Here is a 25,495-nt window from a genome sequence, read left to right as displayed (position 1 = left end):
GATGGTTTACAAGGCTCATAGCGACTGAGGAACAAAGTTGGCGACGATAGATACATCGTTAAAGTTACGGTAACCGCGCACCATGATGTTGAATTCACCCGCAGGTTTATTCAATACACACTGTTCGTTACTGCCATTTGTGTATGGACGACAATCGTAGCTAGCTTTCGAAACCACACCGTTGTGTTTGACGTATAGGTCGGCATCACCACTGCGAGGTCCGGTCATTGTTACGGTTAACTGGCCGGCATCTTGAGTCGTAAAGGTGAAGAATTGCTCTTCACCATATCCCGCCGTAAGGCCTTCAACAGGGACACCATTTTGCAGCTCTTTAGGGCCTGAAACTGGCGAGTCAAGGCTGGTTTCAACGAGGTAAGCAATCGCCAGTTTGGCGAATTTTGTCGCGTGTGTTGCCGTCGGGTCGGAGTTATTAAGTGTATCGTGTTCCGTATGGATGTTCGGGTTGTAATCGTTGAACATGCTCTCAAACGGCATTGCTGCTGGATAGCCAACATTGTGCCATGAGGCGTGGTCAGAACAGGCGTAGCCACAATCATCAAAGCCGTAGCTGATCTCACTGGCGTAAGTATCGATAAGTTCACTCAAATAGGCGGTTAGATTGCTGTCGGTATAATCCGTAATGAAGGTGATATCGTGCGCTGAACCGTTATAGTTCGTCATGTCTAATTGCAGTACCGAGACAACGTTTGCTTGCTCATCTCTTAAAGTGTTAGCGACATCTTGCGAACCGCGCAATCCCACTTCTTCTGCCGCATAGCCATAGAATTTGATGGTTTTATCGGGCTGAATCCCACTGGCAACCATAAGGCGCAGCGACTCTGTCACGGTAGCGATACCTGATGCGTCGTCATCCGCGCCCGGGGAGATGGTGCCTTCACTTGTCCAAGAACCGACTGTGGAATCAAGGTGCCCGCCAACAACGACGATCTCTTCTGGATATTTAGCGCCAAGTAGCGTCACTTCAACCGATTTTTGCGGGTATTCAGCGTGTGTGATTTGGCGCGCAGACGCGTAGGGTACATCTTTAATTTCCGCTTCCCAACGTTCTAAAAGCCAATCTGAAGCAGCAATACCAGTAGAAGTAGTATAAAAACGGTTGGTGAAAGTGGTCAGGTTTTCTATGGTTGTGACCATGTTATTGGGTTCAACCTGAGCGAGTAAGTCGTTTACTGTATCTTGGTGGCTGATCACTGGCTTTTCGAACGTGCTCATCGTCAGTGGCATAGCTGCCGCTTTGAGTGCACTTGCTTGGTCTTCATGTACCATGTAACCACCACAGCGGTGGGTTTCTTCGTGCATATGGCTAGAGAGTTTAGCCAGTTGTTTCTCGTTTATTTTAGCCACAATGGAGTTATTGTTCGCAACCAGCCCTGAATAAACTGTTGCGCCGTGTTGAGTCACAAGGTGCTGGGCATCAGCATCGGTTGTGATCCAAACTTCTGAGCCCTCTGGTGGTGTAATGCCGAGTGATGCGTAAGCCGAGACACTCCCGAATATAGCGAATGCCAGGATGCTTTTTTTGATAGCCATTTGTTGTCCTTTTTATGGTTAATATCGTTGTTCTGATTGGTATCGTTTCTATGTACCGCCTTTTGTCTAGCGTTGTCTTTCTGGTGCTGCTATTGGATATTTTTACTATCCAAATAGAGAAACAGGGCCCCTTTAGGAGCCCTGAATTTATTATCGATTATTGTGCTTTAATGAAACGGTAGTGCTTGGTTTCTGAACAAATATCGCTTGAGGTACACACTTGGTACTCCACATCAATCGTACCGTTGTGACGGAACTTGTCGACGTATGAGTTGTAGTCTGTCGCACCAACATTTTTGCCATTACGTTTAATCACAAAGTAGTCGTTGGTGTCGTAATCCCATGCCAGCTTAACGCGAGCTTTGCCGTTCGGATTTTTGTTACCAAACTTTAGCTTTAGTGGGAAGGCATCGTTTGAACTGCTTTCAATGTTGATGGATTTGCTGGTAGACGTAGTGACGCCAGCATCGTCTGTCACGGAAAGTGTTACCACATAATCGCCAGCTGCTGCGTAAGTATGACGAGTCATTTCACCATTCAGTATGTTGCCATCGCCTAGGTTCCATTGATAAGAGACTATTTGTCCGTCGCTGTCCGAACTTGTACTGCGTAGCTCTACTTCTTTACCAACAATGGTGTGTTCGAATGAAGAGGTTGGCGGTACGTTAGCATTGCTTGCTTCGTATGATGCTTTTAGGTTTGCATCTGCATAATCTGAGTAACCCAGAACGTTAATGGTATAGCGACCTGCTACTGGGCTTTCAATGACACAGACTTCATCGGTCACGGTTTCACTCTTACAGATATTCTCTTGAGAGCTTGGTGCATAGTCCAGGCCGACATACATATCTGGGTCACCAGTAGAGACAGCCAGATCAATCGTCAGTTTGTCTTGGCCTTCTGGTACTTCGATATCGAAGTAAGTTTTCGAACCTGTTTCGCCAGTCACGGTTTGAGCTTGGCCATTGGTTAGATTTTGATATTCCGGTTCTGGCGGCAATGGTGGCTCGCCACATGGGCTGACACCGACTAGGTTGAACGCAGCAACAACGTCATCGGCACTGTAGCCAAGGTCGGTTGCTGAGTTTTTCACGCCACAAGCACCTTGCCAGAAGTCACTGTTTTCTGACCAGTAAATTTGGTTGGCTAGCACGAACAATTCAAACGCTTTCTTCGTGTCCCAACCTTGTGTGGTTGCTAGGTGGTAGAATGCTTTGTTGAACACACCAGAGCTGTAGTGCACGTTCAAGCCATCGTAGTATTCGGAGGCGTTGTTGATTGATGAGCCATCGCGTGATGGATCGTCCATGTAACGCAAAGCTCCTTCTTCTTTAAAGATATCACGGCCGACCATCCAGTCATTGGTGCCTTTCATGTAGTATTCAGCGGCTTCACCAGCCATATCAGAGAAAGCCTCGTTCATACCACCAGATTGATTTGCATAGACTAAGCCTGAGTTTTGTTCCGTGAAGCCATGGCTCACTTCGTGCGCTGATACATCTAAGCTGACAAGCGGGTAAAAGAAGCTTTCACCATCACCAAAGGTCATTGCCTTGCCGTCCCAAAATGCATTCTCGTAGTTTTCACCGTAGTGAACACGCATCATGAGCTTGAAGGAGAGTGGTGCTGTGTCGAACCAGTTTTTGTACATGTCGAACACGATGTTGCCGAAGTAGTGTGCATCGTTGAGTGGTGAGAATGCACCATTTACGGCTTTGTGTTCGTTACGAGGGCATTCATAGCGGTAGGTGGTGTCGCCATCGGTAGCACCATTGAGGTCAACGGTGACAACATTTTCTGACTCCATCACACACTCTGTGCCATTTTCCAACACATCTAGGTAGTGGTAATCAGTACCGTATTCGTACATGCCTGTTTTTTCGTTACCACCGGGGCCAGTGCCAACCTGTGCGTGAGCAATACCTTCCCAGCGGTCAATAACTTCGCCCGTATGTGCGTCTAACATGGTGAATGGTCGAGTAGGGTGCTCGCTGCCTTCGACAAGGTAAGAGACAACGTACACTAGGCGTGTTTTATCCGCCCCTTGTGTGCTAATGCCTTGTTTCGATTTGCCCTGATAAATAAACAGCTCATGTTGGACATTGTCTAGAGATTGGCTGGTTAAGCCTTGAGTCTTGAGGTCTTTACTTGCAAGATCAACGGCTTGAGAGCTATTGATAGAGGGTTTCACAAACGATCGTTCTAGGGTTGTTGTTTTAAGGTAGAGGCCTTGAACCGACTTAAGCGCCCCACCTTTCACACTTTGGGTCGCATTTAGGTAATGCCCCCACACTGGTGTGCCCCAAATGTTCTGTTGAATCTTAACTTTGTAGGTACCACGCTTTTTGAGGCTAACTTCTTTTACCATTTTGAAGTTAGAGGCGTTACTGACACCTAACTGGGCGTTCAACCCTGAGAAGTTGGTAAAGTTGATCGGTTGATCGATTTTAACGGATTCATTTGCATGAACTGATAAAGACATAGCACTGGCTATAGCAACGGCAACTAAACGCTTTCTTATTTTCATTGTTATTTTCTCTTTCTATATAAATTCAAAGAAAAAGTAACAAAACCAATACAATGTATTTACATCATTCGATCTGATTATTTAGTAGCATGGCAGTGATCTCTTTTATTCATGAAATTTATATTTATCGTATTTACAGATAGTTATTGTTTCTGTTTATTTTTGAACGCACCCGTGTCTTTTATTTATACAATCATGATACTTTTATTAAGTGTTAATTTTCATTGATAATTAAGATCTTAGTGCAAATTGATCTGTGCCTCAATTAATGGGGTTTGGGTTGATAGAAGGATCAACGATTTCAAAGTGTGATTTTTAGCGGAAGGTTATTCAGCGAATTTACAGGCCATTTTGATAAGAAATTGAAGATTCTTAGGCTTATTTCTCGAGTTATTAGTGACGAGAAGCTGGGGGAATTAACTACTTACTTGGCACAGAGCACAAAATCTGCTGGATGAAAAAAGCCAGCGACGGGTCACTGGCTTAAATTAACTTGGTTTGTACAGGCTACTGATTAAAGGTACGTAACTAGACGCTTAACCATGGTTTGTAACTAAAGTGAATTACTGCTTTTTACCGCCGACTTGAACGTAGTCGATACCGATAATACGGTTGATGATACCCAGAACAGAGCTTGTATCAGAGTTTGTTGAGCGAATAGTATCAACCGTTGCACCTTCAGGTACCAATTCCATTGCACGATCTTGTGTGTTACCTGGAACTTGGAAACCAACAATGTTGAAGCTTTCAGCGTGCGCTGTGTAAACTTCTTCGCTGTGGTTGATACCTGAACAACCTGCCAAAGAAACAATACCTAAAACAACTAATAACTTTTTCATAAAAATACCTTAAGAATGATTGGAATCTAGATGGCAAGCCACAAAGGCGGTGTCATGATTATCTAGACTCAATAAGTTCATAGGGAGACAGGATCTCCCGGCCGATGTTGAACATTATTCCAGAGGTGTTTTGTAGTTACTGTATGGGTTTGTCAGCTGAATCATTACATAGCTGAATGGTTATGGTGAATACCGCCCCCTTTAAGGTTTGGCTCTGACCCACTTCCACGGTAGCGCTGTGCTGAGCACAGATCTTCTCGACGATAGAAAGCCCTAAACCATGGCCACTCTTGGCTTTATTACGTGCTTTGTCGCCAACGTAAAAGGGTTCGAACAGGCGAGCTTGATGCTCCTTTGCCACGCCATCACCATCATCATGCACCGCGATCTGTAGCTTATCTTGATGCAGGCTTGCTTCAATTGACACTTGCGAACGTGCGAACTTCATTGCGTTACGAACTAGGTTATCTAGTGCTCGGTTGAGTAGCGTTTCATCCGACATTATCAATTGAGCTTGTTCAGGCAGTGATAGGTCTATATTGAGCTCTGTCTCTTTGTTCCAACGAATTATCGCGTGACCGAGAAAGTCTCGTATCTCTAATGGTTGTTGTAAGTTTTCTAGGTCAGTGCTATCGAGTTTGGCGTAATACAATAGTTCATCGACCATCTTTTCCATCTCTTCCGTGTCTTCGACAATACTCTCAATCGTGCTCTCTTGCTCTGCGTTTAGCTGGGTGTCTTTCAACATTTCTGCTTGCCACTGAATACGGAATATTGGCGTGCGCAGTTCATGAGCGACAGCATTAGTGAGTGAGCGATTACTTTCTACTAAGCGATGAATTCGGTCGGCCATTAGGTTGAAGGATTTGTTCAGTGAACCAATCGCAATACCACTTGAAGTCTCGGCTCGTGTCGAGAGATCACCTTCCGCAAAACGCAGAGTGGCAGCCTCAAGCTTTTTAACTCGGCGAAAGATAATAAATAGATGACATAAGCCATATAAGATAAAGCTCGTTAAAAAGAACAACCAAATGAGGTCATCCTCCAACTCTATTTTTTGCCTAACGAACGCTTCACTGTTGGGGAGGTAGTGATAGGTATTGTCACTGCTTGCTAAGCGAAACCATAGGTCCCGTTCATCATCGTGAAAAACAAAGGTGTTCGGATTCGTGCTGAAGAACTCTAAAACGGGGCTAGGTATTTCATCGTCTGGGCTGAATGTAACCAATTTATTTCGTGTGGTTTCTACAAACTGGTTTATCGCTTGATGAGCAGCTTCAAGGCCTTGATTCTTAGCGATATTCTCGATCAATTGCTGGTGGGCAGCCGCTTCGTAATCTTCCAGTACGTATTCGTAGTCAGTATTGAGCTGATAGACGCTAATCTCGTAGGCGACAAGGCCGGCCATAAAGCAAACTAACAGCCCTATTAAGGACTCCAAAAAGATACGTCGCATAATCGCTCTCTTTTATTACGCTCGTATTGAGCGAGGTTAACGCCAGGCGGTCGAAACAAATAAATAACCTTTCCCGCGAATGGTCTGAATTTTCTCTGCTGGAGTGTGGTCGTCGCCAAGAATCTTTCTTAGGCGCACTATTTTATTATCAATCGTTCGATCGATTCCGTCGTACTCAATACCACGCAGCGTTTGTGTCAAATAGTCACGTGATAGCGGAGTATCAGGGTTGCTCGCTAATAACCACAATAGGTCAAACTCGCTGTCAGTGAGCGATAAAACGGCACCTGAAAGTTCACACTTCTTATAGGTGTTTTTCAGAACCAGTTGATCAAACTGAAGGTTGTCTGAGTCATCGACTGAAGTCGTATTGGCCTCTTGGCGGCGTAATAGCGAACGAACTCTGGCCAGCAGAACTCTTGGTTTGATTGGCTTGGTGACATAGTCATCAGCGCCTGTCTCTAAGCCTGCAACGTGGTCGAAATCATCATCGCTGGCGGTGAGCATTAAAATCTTACCTTTAAAGAGAGTGCGCGTCTGTCGGCATATTGTCAGTCCATCGGTTACAGGGAGCATTAAATCCAACAACACGATATCAGGCTGTTCGGCAAGGATGGTCTGCGCGGCATTACTGCCATCATCGAGTGTGGAAACATCAAAGTCCTGCGTAACAAAGTAATCCTTTAGCATTCGCTGAAGTTTCAAATCGTCTTCTACGAGGATCATTTTAGGTTTTGTCATTCCATTCTCAGCCTTATCGTGTGTTTAACTTATTGAGATTTTTTGAACGGGTTTGATTTTATGGTGAGCTATTGTTGCATATTGAATTCAAATGCTTCGCGAACAATATCTGACGTAAATGATTAAACACTTTCTACGGTAGTTCAATGCTGATTTTGAATTAGTGATCAAAATAAAAAACAATGTTCATAAAGCGTACTTATTCCATTACATTTGTCCGGCCGATAGCCACAGTATTAATCAATAGAGTGTACTTTTTTTACACAGGAGTGAATAACGGTATGCACTACTATCGAAATGCATTACTGACATTACCGTTACCTTTAATTTTCAGCGTTAGAATCTGCTTTTAAGACGATCTGCCTAATTTTTACATAATATTAGTTTGATTGAATTTTGTACTTTTTAAGTGAAAACATTCGACCAATAACCATCACACCTCAAATCTTTAATTAATTTTAATTAGGGGTCTAAATGATATTTAAGTGATTGTTTATATTTAATTTATTTATGTATTGGTGGTTCTCTGTTATGGGTTTGTTTCAAATAATCATTTGAACCCTAACTAAATTTCTGTCATTTTATATTTAACTAAACGTTCAATAAAAAATAAAAGGACTAAAAAATGCCGAAGGTTGGGATGCCTGATATACGTAAACCACAGCTCGTACAAGCCACGATGACCGTGATTGATCGAGTGGGTTTACATGCCGCAAGTATTGCTTTGATCAGTAAGGAAGCGGGAGTTTCAACGGGCATCATTAATCACTATTTTGGTGGAAAGCATGGTCTGCTTGAAGAGACTATGCGTGAAATTCTTCGCCAATTATCCAACACCATTACCACGGCATTAAAAGCACTCCCTGTTGATGCTCACCAGCAGAGGATTAATGCAATCATTGAAGGTAACTTCGAAGGCTACCAAGCCGAAAACAAGGTCGCAAAAACGTGGTTGGCATTTTGGTCATATTCGATGCATGACCAACAATTGAAAAGACTTCAGCGCGTGAATGAAAGACGTTTACTTTCGCATTTACGCCTTGAGTTGAAAGGTATTCTTAATCATGAACAGGCGGAGCTCGTTGCTCACGGTATTGCTTCTTTGATTGATGGTTTATGGCTGAGAGGCACGTTAAACCCTGAAGGTATCGATGCCCAAAAGGCACGCGCTATTATCAATGACTACCTTGATAAGCAATTGACGTTTTACTCGTGTCACTCGAATAAAACCTAGTCATAGCATTCGAATTACAAACACTCACATATAGACCTGTAGAGTCTAAAACAATAATTAAGTCAGAATCTCAAATGGAAATGAACTCATTATATATCGATGGCGAAGCAGTTAAAGCAACGTCTGGTGAAACCTTTGATAGTATTAATCCGGCAAACGGTGAATCTATCGCAACTTTGGGTCAAGCATCTTCAGCGGATGTGGATAGTGCTATCGAATCGGCAAAACGTGGATTTGCGGTATGGTCAGCAATGTCAGCCGTTGAACGCAGCCGTATTCTTTTAAAAGCTGTAGAGATACTTAGAGCTCGAAATGATGAGCTTGCTAGCCTTGAGGTTGTTGATACGGGCAAACCGTTGCAAGAAGCAATTGAAGTGGATGTGGCGTCTGGCGCGGATGTTATTGAATATTTCGCAGGCCTTGCTCCTACTCTTCAAGGCGACCAACAACCGCTTAGTGAATCTCAATTCTTCTACACACGCCGTGAACCGTTAGGTATCTGTGCAGGTATCGGTGCGTGGAACTATCCAATTCAAATCGCAATGTGGAAATCAGCACCGGCACTCGCGGCGGGCAACGCCATGATTTTCAAGCCTTCAGAAGAAACGCCGCTAACGGCACTTAAGCTCGCTGAAATTTTTACCGAAGCGGGGCTTCCTGAAGGTGTGTTTAACGTGGTTCAGGGAGATTATCGCGTTGGCCAGATGCTGACCGCACACCCAGATATCGCAAAAGTGTCATTCACCGGTGAAATTGGTACAGGTAAAGCCGTGATGGCCGATAGCGCCAAAACGCTTAAACCGGTCACTATGGAGCTTGGTGGCAAATCACCAATGATTGTGTTTGATGACGCGAAATTGGATGATGCGGTCTCCGCTTCCATGGTCGCAAACTTCTACACCCAAGGCGAAGTATGTACTAATGGCACTCGTGTTTATGTACACGAAAACATCTATAACGCATTTATTGATCAACTTAAAACACGCACTGAAAAGCTGATCATTGGTGACCCAATGAAGATGGATACTCAGATTGGCGCGTTGATTTCTAAAGAACATCTTGCAAAAGTTCTTGAAGCGATTGAGCTAGCTAAACAGTCTGGTGCAACCCTGTTAACTGGTGGTTATCAAGTGACAGACAACGGCCTAGCGAACGGCAACTTTGTTACTCCAACCGTGTTTGTGGATTGCGAAGACAGCATGCCACATGTCCAACAAGAGATCTTTGGTCCAGTGATGTCGGTAATGAAGTTTACTGACGAAGACGACGTTATTCGCCGTGCTAATGACACTAAATATGGCCTTGCTGCTGGCGTATTCACGCAAAACCTTTCTCGCGCTCACCGAGTTATTCATCAAATGCAAGCCGGTATTTGCTGGGTTAACACATGGGGTGACTCACCTGCAGAAATGCCTGTCGGTGGCTACAAACTTTCGGGTATTGGTCGTGAAAATGGACCAGAAACTCTACTTCACTACACGCAAACCAAGAGCATTCTTATTGAGCTAGGCGATTTCGCTAGCCCATATGCCTAACGCGTAACACTCAACTCAACGGAGAAACAAAATGGAACAACGCTACGATTATATTATCGTCGGCGCGGGTTCGGCCGGCTGTGTGTTAGCGGATAGACTAACAGAGAGCGGTGAACATAGCGTTTTATTATTGGAAGCTGGTGGTACGGATAAGAGCATTTTTATCCAAATGCCAACTGCGCTTTCTTATCCAATGAATACTGAAAAGTATGCGTGGCAATTTGAAACAGAGCAAGAGCCGGGCCTTGATGGACGTGAACTGCATTGTCCACGTGGCAAAGTATTAGGCGGTAGCTCATCAATTAACGGTATGGTTTATGTTCGTGGCCATGCATGCGATTTTGATCAATGGGAAGAAGAGGGTGCTGCGGGTTGGAACTACCAAGCCTGTCTGCCTTATTTCCGCCGTGCTGAATCATGGAGCAAAGGTGGTGACGAATACCGTGGCGACAATGGGCCAGTAGGCACTTGTAACGGCAACGATATGGAGCTTAATCCTCTTTATCAAGCATTTATTGATGCAGGTAAAGACGCCGGTTACCCAGAAACACAAGACTATAACGGCTACCAGCAAGAAGGCTTCGGTACTATGCACATGACAGTAGACAAGGGTGTTAGAGCCTCAACCTCTAACGCTTATCTGCGCCGTGCATTGAAGCGATCAAACCTTACCTTGAAAAAAGGTATCGTGGCTCGTCGTTTCTTGCTTGAGTCACAAGACACACAGGGTCAATCGGGTCTGAAAGCTGTTGGTGTTGAATTCGAAAAGTCAGGCAATACCCAAGTGGCTGTGGCGAACAAAGAAGTGATCTCGTCTGCGGGCTCTATTGGTTCTGTTCAACTGCTGCAGCTTTCTGGTATCGGCCCGAAATCCGTGCTTGAAAAGGCAGGCGTTGAACTGAAACACGAGTTGAACGGCGTGGGTGAAAACCTTCAAGACCACTTAGAAGTGTACTTCCAATATCACTGCAACGAGCCTATTACTCTCAACAGCAAGCTTGGTTTAGTGAGCAAGGGCATGATTGGCGCAGAGTGGATTCTGACTCGTAAAGGTTTGGGGGCTACTAATCATTTTGAATCATGCGCGTTCATTCGTTCACGCAAAGGATTGAAGTGGCCGAATATTCAATACCACTTCCTACCAGCAGCAATGCGTTACGACGGGCAAGCGGCCTTTGATGGTCATGGCTTCCAAGTACACGTTGGTCCTAACAAGCCAGAAAGCCGCGGTACGGTGGCGATCACTTCTGCTGATCCACATGCCAAGCCAGAGATCATTTTCAACTACATCTCGACCGAACAAGACCGCCAAGATTGGCGTGACTGTATTCGCCTGACGCGTGAGATTCTGTCTCAACCTGCAATGGATGTGTACCGAGGTGAAGAGATTCAGCCTGGTCTCAACATTACTTCTGATGAAGCGATTGATGAATGGGTTAAGCAGAACGTTGAAAGCGCCTACCACCCTTCATGCGGCTGCAAAATGGGTTCAGACAACGACCCAATGGCGGTGCTTGATGAAGAGTGTCGAGTCCGCGGCATCGACAACTTACGTGTGGTGGATTCATCAGTTTTCCCAACCATTCCAAATGGCAACTTAAACGCACCAACCATTATGGTGGCTGAGCGTGCTTCTGATTTGATTCTGGGCAAGCCTGCACTTAAAGAACAAGACGTTCCTGTGTGGATTGCACCTGAATGGGAAGAGAAACAAAGAATAAATAAACCAGTAAGAGAGGCGTAAGTCTCTGTTACTGAATAAAAATAAGAAAACCAGTAATAACAAAAATTAGTAAAAAGTTAGTAGAACTTCCCTTATTTGTATGAGTTAGGGCAGTAAAAGGAAAGATAAAAAAGGAATCATTATGACGACTCAACATAAACAAACCGCGACAAATAAGCCTTTAGCAAGCAATGCGTTAAAAACGAAGGCGCTCGCAACATTAGCCATCAGTTCATTTGCATTTGGTGCTAACGCTTCTATTGAACCACAGCAATGTGAAAACGTGCGCTTCGCTGATGTGGGTTGGACAGACATTACCGCTACAACTGCTGTTACTTCTGAACTATTAAAAGGCCTTGGTTACAAAACCAAAACCGACCTACTTTCAGTACCGGTAACTTACTCTTCAATGGCCAACGGCGATATTGATGTCTTTTTAGGTAACTGGATGCCAACTATGGAAGGCGATATTGCTAAGTACCGTGAAGCGGGCACTGTAGAAACCGTTCGTGCCAACCTTGAAGGCGCTAAATACACACTAGCCGTACCAAAATATGTGTACGACTCTGGTGTGAAAAGTTTCACCGATCTCGCAAAGCATGCCGACAAGTTTAAAGACCGTATCTACGGCATCGAACCGGGCAACGATGGTAACCGTTTAATCCAATCAATGATTGATTCTGATGCATTTGGCTTAAAAGATTTTAGCTTAGTGGAATCAAGCGAAGCAGGCATGGTATCTCAAGTATCACGCGCCGCACGCCGTAGCCAATGGATTGTTTACCTTGGTTGGGCACCTCACCCAATGAACAGCAATGTTGAAATGGAATACCTATCAGGTGGTGATGAATTCTTTGGTCCTAACTATGGCGGCGCAAATGTTTACACCAATGTTCGTTCAAACTACCTGTCTGAGTGCGCAAACGTCGGTCAACTTCTACAGAACCTAGAGTTTACTTTAGAGATGGAAAACCAGTTGATGGAAGAAATCCTTAACCAAAACGTTAAGCCTGAAAAAGCGGCTCAACAATGGCTAAATAGCAACCCACAGCAAGTGGAAGCTTGGTTAGATAACGTAAAAACACATAAAGGTGAATCAGCAACTCAAGCCGTTACTGACTACCTAAAGCAGGTAAAAGCTTAGTTCTCTACCCAGTTACATAAATAACAAAGGTGAGCTTCGGCTCACCAATAATCAAAGGCAATATTGTGAATTTTATTACGGAAAACAAAATCCCTGTCGGACAATGGATGGAAACTGGTGTTGACTGGTTAACAATTAACGCAGCAGGTTTTTTTGATGCTATTTCTATCTTTTTGGAAACCGTTATTCTTTTTTTAGTTGATGTATTTAAATGGATGCCACCTGCGCTGCCAATCGTGATAACGGCGGCAATCGCATGGTATTTACACCGTAAACTGTCGTTGGTGATCTTTGTCGTCGCAGCGCTTCTCACTATCCTCAACCTTGGCTATTGGCAAGAAATGCTGGAAACCTTTGTTCTCGTCTTTGCGGCGACAACGATTTCCGTATTAATTGGTGTACCAGTTGGCATCATGGCTGCTCATCGTCCTTGGCTCTATACGATGCTACGTCCAGTACTTGATTTAATGCAGACAGTCCCAACGTTTGTGTACTTGATTCCGACCTTAGTGCTATTTGGTTTAGGCATCGTTCCTGGCTTAATCTCGACGATCATTTTCGCGATAGCATCGCCGATTCGTTTGACCTATTTGGGGGTCACAAAAGTACCAGAAGAATTGATTGAAGCAGGTAAAGCTTTTGGTGCTAGCCGCATGAAGTTGCTACTCAAAGTTGAATTGCCGGCGGCTTTACCCAGCATCATGGCGGGTATCACACAGTGCATCATGTTATCGCTTTCAATGGTAGTTATTGCGGCACTGGTAGGGGCTGATGGCCTTGGCAAGCCAGTCGTTCGAGCTCTAAACACAGTCAACATTTCACAAGGCTTTGAAGCCGGATTAGCGATTGTTTTAGTAGCAATTATTCTTGATCGCTTGTGCAAAACACCCAACCAGAAGGAAGCTTAATTATGTCTCTAGTAAACAAAGATGTGCTTGAAGAAAGTAAAGCTATGGATGCTATTACTATTAAGAATCTCGACGTTGTGTTTGGTGACAAAGCTAATCAAGCGCTTGAACTGCTCGACCAAGGCAAAACTCGCCAAGAGATCATCGATGAAGCGGGCCAAGTGGTGGGTGTCGATAATGTTTCACTGACCGTTAAAGAAGGCGAAATCTGCGTACTCATGGGTTTGTCTGGCTCGGGTAAATCTTCACTGCTTCGCGCTGTTAACGGTTTGAATGAAATTAGCCGTGGTTCATTGGCAATCAAAGATGGCGATAAGCTGGTTGATTTAGGCAAACAGTGCGACGAAGCGACATTGCGCCACCTACGTACACACCGTGTTTCTATGGTGTTCCAAAAATTTGCTTTAATGCCGTGGCTAACTGTATTAGATAATGTCGCGTTTGGCCTTGAAATGCAGGGTGTCGCTAAAGATGTTCGTCGTGCTAAAGCGCGTGAGCAACTGGAGATGGTTGGCTTATCAGAGTGGGAAACAAAATTCCCTCATGAGCTTTCTGGTGGTATGCAGCAACGTGTGGGTTTAGCACGTGCTTTTGCGATGGATACTGACATTCTATTGATGGATGAACCCTTTTCTGCGCTTGATCCTTTGATTCGTGCGCAACTCCAAGATGAACTGATAGTGCTACAAAATAAGCTTAACAAAACGATTTTGTTTGTGAGTCATGACCTTGATGAAGCGCTGAAGATTGGTAATAACATCGCTATCATGGAATCAGGAAAATTGATTCAACACGGCAAACCTGAAGAAATCGTGTTAACGCCAAAAACGGAATATGTGAAGGACTTTGTTGCCCACACTAACCCGTTGAACGTATTGAAAGGTCGTTCACTTATGCAGCCTCTTGATTCACTGAGGCAAGATAATGAGAGTTGGAAGATTTGTGATTCAAAAGATTTATGGATAGAACAGACTGAAGGCTCATTATCGGTAAAAGGTGAGCCAACTTTGGCGCTTGTTGAGTGGAATGAATCTGACGATCTAACCGCGATTAGCGCGTCGAGTGTTGTAGTGGCGAGCCCTGAAATTGGAATGCGTGATGCAATTAAATTGAAACAGATAAGTAACAACCCAATTCTGTTGGTTGAAAACAATCAATTGGTTGGTATTTTGGATAACAGTGAGTTTTACAACGCGCTAATAGGGAATTTTCAACTCAACAGTGCCGCTTAATGGTTTGAGCTGAGTTAACTCGTTTTCTAACGGATAAAATAGGTAGTGAGGTCGCGAGATCTCGTTACCTATTTGACTAAACCGTCTTTTTATTTACCAACAACTTCTCGCCTTTTCTTATCCTGTTCGTCTCTTTAAGGCCAAATATCGGCACTCGTTAAACAAAAATGTTGGTCTGCGCAAATTCAGAAGCATAGAAAAGATTGAGAATACTATGAACATAAGTACAATGCGGAAAAAATCAATGAATTAATTTATCAATTTACAGTGTAATTCGAACGTGCCCGACTTAATCACTCAGGACAGCTAATCACTTCGACGCTGTAAAGCCACTCACAATATATTAGTACAAAGGTCTGCATCTTGGACAAACATGACGAAATCCTGGTCGCTATTCGACAAATTATTCGCGCTATCGATTTACACTCGAAAAAGCTGAGTAAAGAGTATGGTATGACTGGCCCTCAATTAATCTTAATGAGAGCAATCCAAGAAATGGGTAATGTGACAATCAAAGAATTGTCTAATCAGACCAATGTAAGCCAAGCAACGACGACGACGATCATCGACCGTCTAGAGTTAAATGGTTATGTACAACGAGTGCGCAGTTCGTCGGACCGCCGCAAAGTACACGCGAACTTGACTGAAAAAGGGCAAGAGTTGCTTAATAACGCACCCCCACCACTGCAAGATAACTTTGTTAAAAAGTTCCAAAATTTAGAACCGTGGGAGCAAAGCTTACTGCTTTCTTCAATGCAGCGAGTATCATCAATGATGAACGCAGAAGACATCGACGCCGCTCCAGTACTTCAGCTTGAAGGCATTGCAAACGTAGCTAAGAGCTAACGTTGTTTGTAAATTATTCATTTATAACAACAACTTAAACATTTATTAAATGGTCGCACTAAGCGGCCATTTTTGATTTTTGCCTCCCTACTCCTCAGATTTTACTGGTACAAATCACCTTTTAGTTGTGGTCTGTCGATACAAATTGGGCCTGAGAAAGACCGATTATCAGCGAGTGTATCTGTATAGGGTATTGCATCAAGTTCATACTGACATATGATGATTATCTCCTCGTTGTGTCTCATCTTATATGCTCCTTCTAAGCGACAAAACTTTTTTCAAGATAAGCACATCCTATAAATCGAAAATAACAACCTTAAAGGGCTTGTTTGGTGTCTTAAAATGGCTAAATTAGGGTGTTTTAAGTTGCTGTTTTTGTTGGTTTTTAATTTGGTGTTTTCTTAAGATCGCAATGGTAGTCTTAGCTTAATTTCTTTAGGGGGCTAAATGGACACCAATAACAGCACTTATCATCATCACAGTTTTGCTCAGCAAGACTTATCAGAGTTTACATTTACAGCCTGCACGTTTATCCGTTGTGATTTCAGACGTTCGAACTTACGTGACGCAACGTTTATTAACTGTAAGTTAATTGAACAAGGCGATATTGAGGGATGCCACTTTGATGTTGCCGACTTACGAGATGCAAGCTTCCAGAATTGTCAGTTGGCAATGGCGAATTTCAGTAACGCGAATTGCTATGGTATTGAGCTACGTGAATGCGACTTGAAAGGGGCGAACTTTACTCGTGCGAATTTTGCCAACCAGGTGAGCAATCGCATGTATTTTTGCTCGGCATACATCACGGGTTGCAACCTGTCTTACGCTAATTTTGAACAGGCTTGTTTAGAGAAGTGCGAACTGTTTGAGAACCGTTGGATAGGCACTTATCTTGGTGGCGCGTCACTGAAAGAGTCTGATCTCAGCCGGGGTGTGTTCTCGGAAGACGTATGGGGGCAATTCAGTATGCAAGGGGCGAATTTGTGCCATGCAGAACTAGAAGGGTTAGATCCTCGCAAGGTCGATACATCTGGAATTAAAATTGTCGCTTGGCAGCAAGAGCAACTGCTTGAAAGTATGGGTATTGTTGTCATGCCAGATTGATAGGTTCGGTGACGTTGAGCGAGTAATGCGCTCCGAAACTAAAAGCGCCCGAAAGCGAATAACTTTGGGCGTTTTTGTTTCTCTGGAAACGGTCAGTCTAATATCGATGCTCGAAAAGAGACGGCAAGTTATGAAAAGTGGAGTTTAGTGCATGCCTGAACGCATTTTGTCACTGAGCGCAAAGAAAACGAATAGAACAATACACACAAGGGCTACACCCAGTGCCATTAGTATTGTTGTTGCATCTGTCGAGATCAGTGGAACAACGATAGAAGCTAACGCTACCAACATAACAAGGATATGAACGATTCGTCCGAGAATTGGATTTTTATGACAGAATGAAGCCCATAGGTAACGCATTTTTAACACCAGTATAAAATTAGTGGGTTTATTCTATTTTATTATTGAGTGTTTTGTAAGTTATTTTCGTTACAGGAAACGGTAAGTATGATCTAAGTCGTTTTAGTATAAAACTGATTAAATAACAGCAGGTTATTGGTTTTAAAGAAAGCGATTGTTGACTAAATGATAATAATATGCCGTATTCTTTATAATGATAAGTCAAATTTTATTCGATTTTTAGTTTCTTGGCTGAAAGTCTCATTTATTGAGTTTTTGGTAAAAAAAAGGTGGTTTTTTGGACCATTAAACATTGTGGATGGCATTCAAACTAGAATCCTTTCCCAGACGGTGATTCGTTTATGGTTTTATCAGGAAGAGTGTTCGATTTGGGAGCACGGTAATCTTGTGAACGATATCTGTTTGATATACTTATTGTTCGCTCAGTAAAGGTGATGGAGATAATATGTCGAAAACCGCGAAGATCATTAATGAAGATAAGCTGGTGAAAAAAGCAGTAGAGGTCGGTTTCAAAATGGCAAAGTTGCAGGGCTTTGATTTGCCACATTCATCTCAACCAATAAAGGTTAAAGCGGTGTATTTGTTCCTCGTTGAAGTGAATCAGATAACGCCGCTACCCGAAAGTAAGCTTGATGGAGCAAACATTAAAAAGCGCTTAGCGTTATGGATACACAAAGCATTACCTGACAATGATCCTCTAAAGTAAGTAAAAGTTAAATGGGTGTATCTGAATCCGTTTCTTTTTCAGCTCGTTATTACTGCTTTTATACTAGAAACCTAACGATTCGTCGCTAGGTTTTTTTTGGGCTAACATTTCCAATAGTGACTTATAGATACCACTGTTTGGAGTGCTTTCAGTTAGCGACTTATTGGATGCTGACTGCTATCTCTTTAGCTAGAGATTGCTTATCAATTAGGTTATAGGTCTGACTCAGTAAATGGCTTACTACCTATCAAACGTGGGGTACTCGGCTACTTAACGCCATGCGAAAAAAGCTCCTATCCTCAACCTCTGTCTAACTACTTTTTTGTGTTTGTTCCTTGAAAAATACATCTCGATAACTTCACCTCAATAAATACATTAGAACTCAAAGTATTGTTTGATTCATGTAATACGCCAAATGATGTGATACACATCACATAATTTAGCTTTGTGGCGTTAATTTGTTGATCTTTATGCTGTGAAAATGCTCATAATGGAAAGGAATTTAATTAGAGTTCGAAGGAAAAAACTAGATATGATTACATCAGCGCCTTGGGGGCTATATTCGGAGATTGTAGAAAAAAGCAATGAGAAATGGATTTTTCGTGAGCCCGAAGTTTCTGATGGCAACGATATCTACCGCTTAATTTCAGAATGCCCACCATTAGATGTTAATTCTTCATATTGCAATTTTTTGCAGTCTACTCACTTTAGTAAAACTTGTATCTTGGTTGAGCACAAAGGGGACCTTGCCGGTTTTATTTCTAGTTACCAGAAGCCGAATGAGCCTAATGTACTATTTATTTGGCAAGTAGCCGTTGACCCTCGGTTTAGAGGTAATGCATTAGCTTACAAGATGATTGATGCTTTACTTAAGAGAGAATGGATGGAGGGTATCGACGCTATTGAAACCACCATTACCAAATCAAACCAAGCATCTTGGGCACTATTCAAAAAGCTAGACGCTAAAAATGGTAGTTCCGGAGAGGTGACAACATTCTTAGATGAGAATGTTCACTTCAACGGTCGGCACGATACTGAATATTTATATCGAATTCCCTTAAATAATCACAAACTAATAGGAATTAAATAACGGCCTTATCATGGATATTTTTAAAAAGCAGGAATCTAACGTACGTTCATACTCGAATAGTTTTCCAGTCACCTTTAGCAAATCAAAAGGTTGCTGGCTTGAAACAAAACAAGGTGATCGTTACCTCGATTTTCTTGCTGGAGCAGGATCTCTAAATTACGGTCACAACAACCCAATTCTTAAGCAAGCACTGCTTGAGTACATTGAAATGGATGGAATTACACATGGCTTAGATATGCATTCAGAAGCCAAAGCTGAATTCCTAGAAGCACTGAGTCGCTTCATCTTGGAACCAAGAGCATTAGATTACAAAGTTCAATTTACCGGCCCTACAGGAACAAATGCAGTGGAAGCTGCAATCAAGTTAGCTAAAAAAGTGAAAGGTCGAAGCAGCATTGTTGCGTTTACTAATGGTTTTCATGGTTGTACTGCAGGTGCACTGGCTGCGACTGGTAATCAACATCACAGGCAAGGTGCAGGTTCAGATCTCAACAACGTTACGCGTTTGCCGTTTGAAGGTTACGCTGACATTGATGGATTAAAATTGTTCGAAACGATGTTAACCGATAATTCAGCCGGTATGGATAAACCAGCAGCTGTCTTATTGGAAACGGTTCAAGGTGAAGGCGGGCTTAATGTCGCTTCAAATGAATGGTTACAACGATTAAGTAAAATTTGTAAGGCCCACGATATATTGTTAATTGTGGATGACATACAAGCTGGCTGTGGGCGAACGGGTACCTTTTTCAGCTTTGAGCCTTCAGGTATTAAGCCTGATATTGTAACACTGTCTAAATCTATTAGTGGTTATGGGTTACCGATGGCCATCGTTTTGTTAAAACCTGAATTAGATAAGTGGGAGCCGGGAGAGCACAACGGTACCTTTCGAGGTAATAATCATGCCTTTATCACCGCGGCTAAAGCGCTGGAAATCTATTGGGCAAATGAGGATTTTGAAACTCATGTCCAACACTGTTCAAGCTTGGTTGACGAGGTTATCCAACGCAATATCAAACGCTACCCTGAGTTGTTTGTTCAACGTAAAGGGCGCGGAATGATGATTGGTATTGAATGTAAAGATGAAAACACTGCTGACGATATTGCTAAAACATGTTTTGACAACGGCATGGTAATTGAGACAGCAGGTCCAAACGATGAAATATTGAAGTTCTTTTGCCCGCTAACTATATCGGAGTCGGAGCTTATACAAGGCCTAACTATTTTCGAAAACTCAGTTGAAGTTATAGCAACCAAGTATTTCAAAAAAGCATCGTAATAAGGATAATAAAATGATTGTTAGAACACTTGATGAATGTCGTAATAGCGAAAGACGTATTGTCTCAGATAACTGGGAAAGTACTCGTATGCTGTTGAAAGAGGACAATATGGGTTTTTCATTCCATATCACGACAATCTACGAATCGACAGAAACACATATCCATTACCAAAATCATTTAGAATCAGTTTTTTGTATGAGTGGAGAAGGGGAGATCGAAGTGGTTGGTGGTAAAACCTATCCAATTAAACCTGGAACGCTTTATATCCTTGATAAGCATGACGAGCACTATTTACGCGCATATAAAAACAAAGAAATGGTCATGGCTTGTGTGTTTAACCCGCCAATTACTGGGGCTGAAGTTCACGACGAAAACGGTGTCTATCCACTGGTTGACTAGCGTTTTTTTGGGAGGGGGGAACATCCCCCCCATTCTTTATTTACTTAGCCTTCCAATTTCTTAATTATTAAGGTCTTTTATGACATTTACCGTAGAAAAAATCGGCGGTACATCAATGACAGCATTTGATGCTGTGCTCGACAATATTATTCTCCGCCCCAAAAAACCATATAACCGAATCTTTGTTGTATCTGCGTATGGCGGTATGACAGATGCATTACTGGAATGTAAAAAAACTGGTAAACCAGGCGTTTATCAACTAATTGCTAAACGTGACGACTCATGGAAAGACTCTCTGTCTTATATTGAAAGCCGTATGTTGTTGACTAATGAACATATCTTCGCTGATCCAATGAATCGTATTAGAGCGGATAAGTTTATCCGGTCTCGCATTTCAGAAGCAAAAAACTGTATCGCGAATATTCTTGAAACATGTCAATACGGGCAGTTTTCACTACGACATTACTTGCCGCAAATTCGAGAGTTTCTTGCTTCTATTGGCGAATCACATAGTGCATATAATACGGCTCTTAAACTGAAAAATATCGGTATAAATTCAACTTTTGTCGATTTGTCTGGTTGGGATAACCAACAACCTCTAAGTTTGGATGAGACAATTAAAGAGGCTTTCTCTAAAATAGACGTGACTAAAGAATTACCTATTGTTACCGGTTATGCCTATTGCAAAGAAGGGTTAATGCATACCTATGACCGTGGCTACAGCGAGATGACATTCAGTCGCATAGCAACAATAACTCAAGCATCGCTTGCGGTTATCCATAAAGAGTATCATTTCAGCTCGGCAGACCCTAGAGTCGTCGGTGTTGGCTCAGTGAATCCCATTGGATTAACTAACTATGATGTTGCTGACCAATTAGCCAATCTTGGTATGGAAGCTATCCACTCAAATGCGGCTGCAGGTTTACGTGAATGCGGGATTGAGCTGCAAATTAAGAACACTTTTGAACCTGAGCATGAAGGTACACTGATCTCTTCGAATTATCGACCAGATACGGATCATGTGGAGATCATTGCTGGAAAACAGAAAGTCTACGCGTTGCACATCTTTGACCAAGGAATGGTTGGTAAGATAGATAATGTGAGTTATGAGTTAATGGAAATTATTGCGGATGCAAGAGTTAGCCTGATAGGCAAGGAGATGAATGCCAACTCTATTACTTATTATCTTGGTGGTAACCCTGAAAGCTTAAATCAGGTGCTTTATAAAGCTGAGAAGCGGTATCCAAAGGCATCAATTGCTGGCCGTATGGTAGCCATAATTTCAGCGATTGGTTCTCAGATTGATACCAACAAAACACTTGCTAATGGCGTACTGTCATTGATGAATAATAGCGTAACTCCTATTGCATTACACTCGTCGATGAGAAATGTCAATGTGCAATTTGTTGTGAATGATGACAAGTATCAACAAGCGATTTGTGCACTACATAAAGAGTTTTTTGATCAAAATAAAAAAGCTAAAAAATCGGTGAGTGCTGCCTAAAATATAGTAGTGGGGATGAGGCATCTCCACTACTATATTTTTGTAGAATGACTATATTTTTATAGAATACAGAAGAAAAGTGATTAGAGTCCTAAAATAATCTTTAGTTTATTTTGGGGCTCTTTATCGTTCTCCATAAAGGTATCAACAGAACTACTCCTGATACTTATCAAGCTTGTTATAAAGCGTTTTAATACTTATCCCTAAATCTTGAGCTGTTTCTTTTTTGTTGCCTTCGTTCTCTTCGAGTGTATTGATTATTGCGGCTTTCTCTATTTTTTCGAGAGAAACACCAGCTGGGACCATCTCTTCAACCGTTGTTCCGGTTTCCAAAGGTGGAGTGTCAAAAATTAAGTGCTCATCTTTAATCGTGTCGTCAGCTAATATAAATGCTCGTTCAATACAATGTTTTAATTCCCTTACATTCCCTGGCCACGCATGGGCAGAGATCTTTTGAAGCGCTGAGGTAAAAATAGTTTTTGCTGTAGCTTCATTTGCGTTGCGATGAGCAATGAAATGTTTAGCCAAACCGACGATATCGTCGCCTCGTTCACGCAAAGGGGGAATATGTATAGGAAAGTGAGCTAACCTAAAGTATAAGTCTTCTCTCAAAAACTGCTCTTCAATCGCAACTTGTGGATCTCGGTTTGTAGCAGCAATAACCCGAGTATTAGCGATGCTAAATGTGTTACTTCCCACTGGGCGATACTCTCCAGTCTCTAAAACTCGCAATAATTTAACTTGATGTTCAAGTGGCATCTCAGTGATTTCATCGAGAAATAGTGTGCCACCTTCTGCTTGTCTAAATACACCTTGGTGCGTTCGATTTGCGCCTGTGAAGGCTCCTTTTTCATGACCAAATAGTTCACTATCTACTAATTCTGGGCTGATTGCACCGCAGTTAATCGCGATAAAAGGTTGGTTCTTGCGATCGCTAGCGAGATGGACTGTTTGTGCTACAAGCTCTTTACCTGCACCACTTTCTCCGACTATTAGTACATTGGCGTCCGTTTTAGCGACTCTTCTTAACGTTCGATACAGCTTATGCATCGGCTTAGAAGAACCAATTAACATCCCAAATTGATCTAAGTCGCTTGTGGAAACTGTACGCCCTTCTTCCTGTTTTTGCAGGAAGTACTGACTAAAATCAGCTAGGGTATCTTCTAAAATCTGTATATCAATGGGCTTTCTATAGTGGAAAATCGCACCATGGCTCATCATTTTTTCTAAGTTTTTATTTGGCGAACCGGAGCTAATAATGATTAGGTCAGTTTCGTCCAAACTTTTAGCATTAGATAGAGTTTTAAAATCATCGTTAGTGAACCGAGATACTTCCACAATAGCAGTATTTGGCTGGAGTTGTTGTAACTTATCAATCCAATGGACATCCGTTGTGCTCTGTATGATTTCAAAGTTTGACGATTCATTTAGAGAGTTTACTTGAGACAGTAATTGTTCGTCTCTTAGCTCTAAGAACAGTGTCGGTAATGACATGATTTAACTCTCTTTTTATACGACAAGAAGTGATATCGATAATACCACGATACCCTTCAAAGACGAATCTATCATTTACTATACGCCGCCAAATAAGTGAAATACTAATAATGTTATTAACCAGAGTAAGGGGTGATATTAATTAATATTGGTCTGATTTTGGTGATAATTTTTACAACTCTCTCATGTAATTAATACATACGACTTTTATTTTAGTAGTGGGAAACCCAGAAGAAAAGGTGTTAAATCATTTGATATCAATGGGTTATATATCTGGCACGCTGATTGCTTATGTTATAGGTGTAAGTGAACTAAAGGAGATAATTAATGAAAATTACTATAAGTAAAATATTATTAGCTACTTTGATTGCTACTTCTTCTTCTGCAGCGGTTGCTGATAGCATGTGGAAGAAAGAAACTCTCGACGCGTGGGTTGATGGAAAAGCAGAGACGACTTTATTATTGAACTCTAATTTGAATTCATTTGATATTAATACTTATGTTAGAGGTCAAGTTGTTACTTTAACTGGTTCGGTTAGAAATGAAAATGAAAAGGTACTTGCTGAAGAACTAGTGTTAAGTTTAAAGGATGTTAAGGCTGTGAAAAATAACCTTACGGTTATAGAAGAAGATGATGAAAAAACGCAAGAAGCCGTACAAGCCTTAACAGACTCTCATATAAAGACACTTGTTATAACTCGTTTGTTAATGAATCACAATGTCAGTGGTACCGATATTAAAGTAGAAACTGAAAACAGCGTTGTCATATTGAAAGGTTCTGTAGAATCTGGCGGGGAACACGATGTTGCATTATCTATAGCGAACAATACACCGAATGTAGAGGAAGTGATTGATAAATTAGATATTATTTAATTTTATCTATTCTTAATCACTTTATCTAAAAATAGAGCAACTATTACGATTCGTTGTTCCTTAACATTTTTCACTTTCATTACTGGTTTCAATGGTAATGATTCTAATTAATAAAAAATACACACTAGGAGTTTATATGAAGATCAGATCAATTGCTTACCGTGTTCTTACTGTTATGGGTATTACTCTTGCTCTTGCTGCATGTAGTGACGATGGTCCAATGGAACAAGCGGGAGAAAACGTAGATGAGGCAGTAGAAGAGACTCAAAATACAATAGAAGATAGCTGTGAAAATGTTAAAGAGCACCTAGGTGCGGAAGACGAAGATTGCTAAAACTGTCATCTAGAGTGCAATGAGATACTCCAATCCTCATAAAAAACAATTAATTGAAGTAGGAATTAGACATGAAAAATATATTTGATGTACTCAAAGACAGCCATGAAAAGCAGCGACTCTTGATGGATGCGCTACTCCAAACATCGGGTGACACTCAGGCTAGGCAAGAGTTTTATATCAGCCTTAAAGATGAGCTAACCAAACATGCGATTGCAGAGGAGCGTCATTTTTATGCTCCCTTGATCGAGAGTGATCAATCGATTGACATGACAAGACACGGGATAGCTGAACATCACGGCATTGATAAAGTACTCGCTCAATTAGATGATACGGATATGTCTTCACCCACTTGGCTTGCTTTAATGAAGACATTAAAACACAAAGTCGAACATCATTTAGAAGAAGAGGAACAGCGTTTCTTTCAAACGGCAGGGCGAGTTTTAGATGCAGAACAAAAAGAAACATTGGCTCGAAAATACGAAAAAGAGATGGCTTGATTCGCGATGCACTAGGAATTAAGCGCTAAAATATTTGTTAAGTGAGATAGGGACTCATATCTGAGTCCCTCTTTGATTACTTTATAGATAATTTATGCACAGATAAATTAAGGCGCCA

At 42.0% G+C, this 25,495-nt stretch carries 23 protein-coding genes; 16 read left to right on the top strand and 7 right to left on the bottom strand.

Going from position 1 to position 25,495, the window contains the following annotated elements:
• Positions 1-15 precede the first annotated feature (15 nt).
• The 5 genes from WR49_RS02305 to WR49_RS02285 all read right to left on the bottom strand — a co-directional run bounded on the left by WR49_RS02305 (position 16) and on the right by WR49_RS02285 (position 7,114).
• Positions 16-1,551, bottom strand: coding sequence for a M28 family metallopeptidase (locus WR49_RS02305; RefSeq protein ID WP_046222927.1), 1,536 nt, complete (start codon positions 1,549-1,551; stop codon positions 16-18).
• A 157-nt stretch (positions 1,552-1,708) separates the two neighbouring features.
• Entirely contained in the window at positions 1,709-4,078 is a 2,370-nt protein-coding gene (locus WR49_RS02300; RefSeq protein WP_046222926.1) for a M4 family metallopeptidase, read from the bottom strand.
• A gap of 563 nt (positions 4,079-4,641) precedes the next feature.
• Complete coding sequence (locus WR49_RS02295) at positions 4,642-4,917, bottom strand: hypothetical protein (protein WP_017057749.1); 276 nt, start codon at positions 4,915-4,917, stop codon at positions 4,642-4,644.
• A gap of 136 nt (positions 4,918-5,053) precedes the next feature.
• On the bottom strand, positions 5,054-6,373 hold the full coding sequence (locus WR49_RS02290) for an ATP-binding protein (RefSeq protein ID WP_046222925.1): 1,320 nt from the start codon (positions 6,371-6,373) through the stop codon (positions 5,054-5,056).
• Positions 6,374-6,409: 36 nt separating this feature from the next.
• The gene (locus tag WR49_RS02285; RefSeq protein WP_046222924.1) at positions 6,410-7,114 is read right to left on the bottom strand and encodes a response regulator; all 705 of its coding nucleotides are present in this window, start codon (positions 7,112-7,114) and stop codon (positions 6,410-6,412) included.
• Between the two features lie 625 nt (positions 7,115-7,739).
• On the opposite strand from WR49_RS02285, the gene betI reads away from it, so the two are divergent.
• The 8 genes from betI (at position 7,740) to WR49_RS02245 (ending at position 16,840) form a co-directional block, all read left to right on the top strand.
• Entirely contained in the window at positions 7,740-8,348 is a 609-nt protein-coding gene (betI, locus tag WR49_RS02280) for a transcriptional regulator BetI (protein ID WP_017057752.1), read from the top strand.
• A gap of 74 nt (positions 8,349-8,422) precedes the next feature.
• On the top strand, positions 8,423-9,883 hold the full coding sequence (betB, locus tag WR49_RS02275) for a betaine-aldehyde dehydrogenase (protein WP_046222923.1): 1,461 nt from the start codon (positions 8,423-8,425) through the stop codon (positions 9,881-9,883).
• Positions 9,884-9,914: 31 nt separating this feature from the next.
• Complete coding sequence (gene betA, locus WR49_RS02270) at positions 9,915-11,627, top strand: choline dehydrogenase (protein ID WP_046222922.1); 1,713 nt, start codon at positions 9,915-9,917, stop codon at positions 11,625-11,627.
• Between the two features lie 121 nt (positions 11,628-11,748).
• Positions 11,749-12,750: a choline ABC transporter substrate-binding protein gene (locus tag WR49_RS02265; protein ID WP_046222921.1), complete on the top strand. Its 1,002-nt coding sequence runs from the start codon at positions 11,749-11,751 to the stop codon at positions 12,748-12,750.
• A gap of 65 nt (positions 12,751-12,815) precedes the next feature.
• Positions 12,816-13,658, top strand: a complete 843-nt coding sequence (choW, locus tag WR49_RS02260; protein ID WP_046222920.1) for a choline ABC transporter permease subunit — start codon at positions 12,816-12,818, stop codon at positions 13,656-13,658.
• A 2-nt stretch (positions 13,659-13,660) separates the two neighbouring features.
• The gene (choV, locus tag WR49_RS02255) at positions 13,661-14,890 is read left to right on the top strand and encodes a choline ABC transporter ATP-binding protein (RefSeq protein ID WP_046222919.1); all 1,230 of its coding nucleotides are present in this window, start codon (positions 13,661-13,663) and stop codon (positions 14,888-14,890) included.
• Positions 14,891-15,253: 363 nt separating this feature from the next.
• Complete coding sequence (locus WR49_RS02250) at positions 15,254-15,736, top strand: MarR family winged helix-turn-helix transcriptional regulator (protein ID WP_017057758.1); 483 nt, start codon at positions 15,254-15,256, stop codon at positions 15,734-15,736.
• Positions 15,737-16,183: 447 nt separating this feature from the next.
• Positions 16,184-16,840: a Qnr family pentapeptide repeat protein gene (locus WR49_RS02245; RefSeq protein ID WP_046222918.1), complete on the top strand. Its 657-nt coding sequence runs from the start codon at positions 16,184-16,186 to the stop codon at positions 16,838-16,840.
• 144 nt (positions 16,841-16,984) lie between these two features.
• Here the strand turns inward: WR49_RS02245 and WR49_RS02240 are convergent, their stop codons facing one another.
• Complete coding sequence (locus WR49_RS02240) at positions 16,985-17,200, bottom strand: hypothetical protein (RefSeq protein WP_017057767.1); 216 nt, start codon at positions 17,198-17,200, stop codon at positions 16,985-16,987.
• A 445-nt stretch (positions 17,201-17,645) separates the two neighbouring features.
• Here WR49_RS02240 and WR49_RS02230 point away from each other — a divergent pair, with 445 nt between their 5' ends.
• The 5 genes from WR49_RS02230 to WR49_RS02210 all read left to right on the top strand — a co-directional run bounded on the left by WR49_RS02230 (position 17,646) and on the right by WR49_RS02210 (position 22,176).
• Entirely contained in the window at positions 17,646-17,906 is a 261-nt protein-coding gene (locus WR49_RS02230) for a DUF5062 family protein (protein WP_010431978.1), read from the top strand.
• 532 nt (positions 17,907-18,438) lie between these two features.
• Positions 18,439-18,996 carry a diaminobutyrate acetyltransferase gene (gene ectA, locus WR49_RS02225; RefSeq protein ID WP_017057768.1) on the top strand — a complete coding sequence of 186 codons (558 nt, stop codon included), beginning with the start codon at positions 18,439-18,441 and terminating at the stop codon, positions 18,994-18,996.
• 10 nt (positions 18,997-19,006) lie between these two features.
• Entirely contained in the window at positions 19,007-20,272 is a 1,266-nt protein-coding gene (gene ectB / locus WR49_RS02220; RefSeq protein ID WP_017057769.1) for a diaminobutyrate--2-oxoglutarate transaminase, read from the top strand.
• Positions 20,273-20,285: 13 nt separating this feature from the next.
• Positions 20,286-20,672, top strand: coding sequence for an ectoine synthase (locus WR49_RS02215; protein ID WP_017057770.1), 387 nt, complete (start codon positions 20,286-20,288; stop codon positions 20,670-20,672).
• A 79-nt stretch (positions 20,673-20,751) separates the two neighbouring features.
• Positions 20,752-22,176, top strand: coding sequence for an aspartate kinase (locus WR49_RS02210; RefSeq protein WP_046222916.1), 1,425 nt, complete (start codon positions 20,752-20,754; stop codon positions 22,174-22,176).
• A 153-nt stretch (positions 22,177-22,329) separates the two neighbouring features.
• Here WR49_RS02210 and WR49_RS02205 read toward each other — a convergent pair whose 3' ends face one another.
• On the bottom strand, positions 22,330-23,670 hold the full coding sequence (locus tag WR49_RS02205; protein ID WP_017057772.1) for a sigma-54 interaction domain-containing protein: 1,341 nt from the start codon (positions 23,668-23,670) through the stop codon (positions 22,330-22,332).
• A gap of 327 nt (positions 23,671-23,997) precedes the next feature.
• Between WR49_RS02205 and WR49_RS02200 the strand changes: the two genes are divergently transcribed.
• The 3 genes from WR49_RS02200 (at position 23,998) to WR49_RS02190 (ending at position 25,377) form a co-directional block, all read left to right on the top strand.
• Positions 23,998-24,543 (top strand): BON domain-containing protein, encoded by a 546-nt coding sequence (locus WR49_RS02200; RefSeq protein WP_046222915.1) that lies wholly within the window; start codon positions 23,998-24,000, stop codon positions 24,541-24,543.
• 136 nt (positions 24,544-24,679) lie between these two features.
• Positions 24,680-24,877, top strand: coding sequence for a hypothetical protein (locus WR49_RS02195; RefSeq protein ID WP_017057774.1), 198 nt, complete (start codon positions 24,680-24,682; stop codon positions 24,875-24,877).
• A gap of 71 nt (positions 24,878-24,948) precedes the next feature.
• Complete coding sequence (locus WR49_RS02190; protein WP_046222914.1) at positions 24,949-25,377, top strand: hemerythrin domain-containing protein; 429 nt, start codon at positions 24,949-24,951, stop codon at positions 25,375-25,377.
• Positions 25,378-25,495: the final 118 nt, after the last annotated feature.

Origin of the sequence: Vibrio sp. ECSMB14106, assembly GCF_000972265.1 — a bacterium.
Classification (GTDB): domain Bacteria; phylum Pseudomonadota; class Gammaproteobacteria; order Enterobacterales; family Vibrionaceae; genus Vibrio; species Vibrio kanaloae.
This window is presented reverse-complemented; position numbering and strand designations above follow the sequence as displayed.

Bases quoted from the DNA above. Each gene is read 5' to 3' on its own strand.
- WR49_RS02305 (WP_046222927.1), bottom strand. From the start codon at position 1,551: ATGGCTATCAAAAAAAGCATCCTGGCATTCGCTATATTCGGGAGTGTC.
- WR49_RS02300 (WP_046222926.1), bottom strand. From the start codon at position 4,078: ATGAAAATAAGAAAGCGTTTAGTTGCCGTTGCTATAGCCAGTGCTATG.
- WR49_RS02295 (WP_017057749.1), bottom strand. From the start codon at position 4,917: ATGAAAAAGTTATTAGTTGTTTTAGGTATTGTTTCTTTGGCAGGTTGT.
- WR49_RS02290 (WP_046222925.1), bottom strand. From the start codon at position 6,373: ATGCGACGTATCTTTTTGGAGTCCTTAATAGGGCTGTTAGTTTGCTTT.
- WR49_RS02285 (WP_046222924.1), bottom strand. From the start codon at position 7,114: ATGACAAAACCTAAAATGATCCTCGTAGAAGACGATTTGAAACTTCAG.
- betI (WP_017057752.1), top strand. From the start codon at position 7,740: ATGCCGAAGGTTGGGATGCCTGATATACGTAAACCACAGCTCGTACAA.
- betB (WP_046222923.1), top strand. From the start codon at position 8,423: ATGGAAATGAACTCATTATATATCGATGGCGAAGCAGTTAAAGCAACG.
- betA (WP_046222922.1), top strand. From the start codon at position 9,915: ATGGAACAACGCTACGATTATATTATCGTCGGCGCGGGTTCGGCCGGC.
- WR49_RS02265 (WP_046222921.1), top strand. From the start codon at position 11,749: ATGACGACTCAACATAAACAAACCGCGACAAATAAGCCTTTAGCAAGC.
- choV (WP_046222919.1), top strand. From the start codon at position 13,661: ATGTCTCTAGTAAACAAAGATGTGCTTGAAGAAAGTAAAGCTATGGAT.
- WR49_RS02245 (WP_046222918.1), top strand. From the start codon at position 16,184: ATGGACACCAATAACAGCACTTATCATCATCACAGTTTTGCTCAGCAA.
- WR49_RS02240 (WP_017057767.1), bottom strand. From the start codon at position 17,200: ATGCGTTACCTATGGGCTTCATTCTGTCATAAAAATCCAATTCTCGGA.
- WR49_RS02230 (WP_010431978.1), top strand. From the start codon at position 17,646: ATGTCGAAAACCGCGAAGATCATTAATGAAGATAAGCTGGTGAAAAAA.
- ectA (WP_017057768.1), top strand. From the start codon at position 18,439: ATGATTACATCAGCGCCTTGGGGGCTATATTCGGAGATTGTAGAAAAA.
- ectB (WP_017057769.1), top strand. From the start codon at position 19,007: ATGGATATTTTTAAAAAGCAGGAATCTAACGTACGTTCATACTCGAAT.
- WR49_RS02215 (WP_017057770.1), top strand. From the start codon at position 20,286: ATGATTGTTAGAACACTTGATGAATGTCGTAATAGCGAAAGACGTATT.
- WR49_RS02210 (WP_046222916.1), top strand. From the start codon at position 20,752: ATGACATTTACCGTAGAAAAAATCGGCGGTACATCAATGACAGCATTT.
- WR49_RS02205 (WP_017057772.1), bottom strand. From the start codon at position 23,670: ATGTCATTACCGACACTGTTCTTAGAGCTAAGAGACGAACAATTACTG.
- WR49_RS02200 (WP_046222915.1), top strand. From the start codon at position 23,998: ATGAAAATTACTATAAGTAAAATATTATTAGCTACTTTGATTGCTACT.
- WR49_RS02195 (WP_017057774.1), top strand. From the start codon at position 24,680: ATGAAGATCAGATCAATTGCTTACCGTGTTCTTACTGTTATGGGTATT.
- WR49_RS02190 (WP_046222914.1), top strand. From the start codon at position 24,949: ATGAAAAATATATTTGATGTACTCAAAGACAGCCATGAAAAGCAGCGA.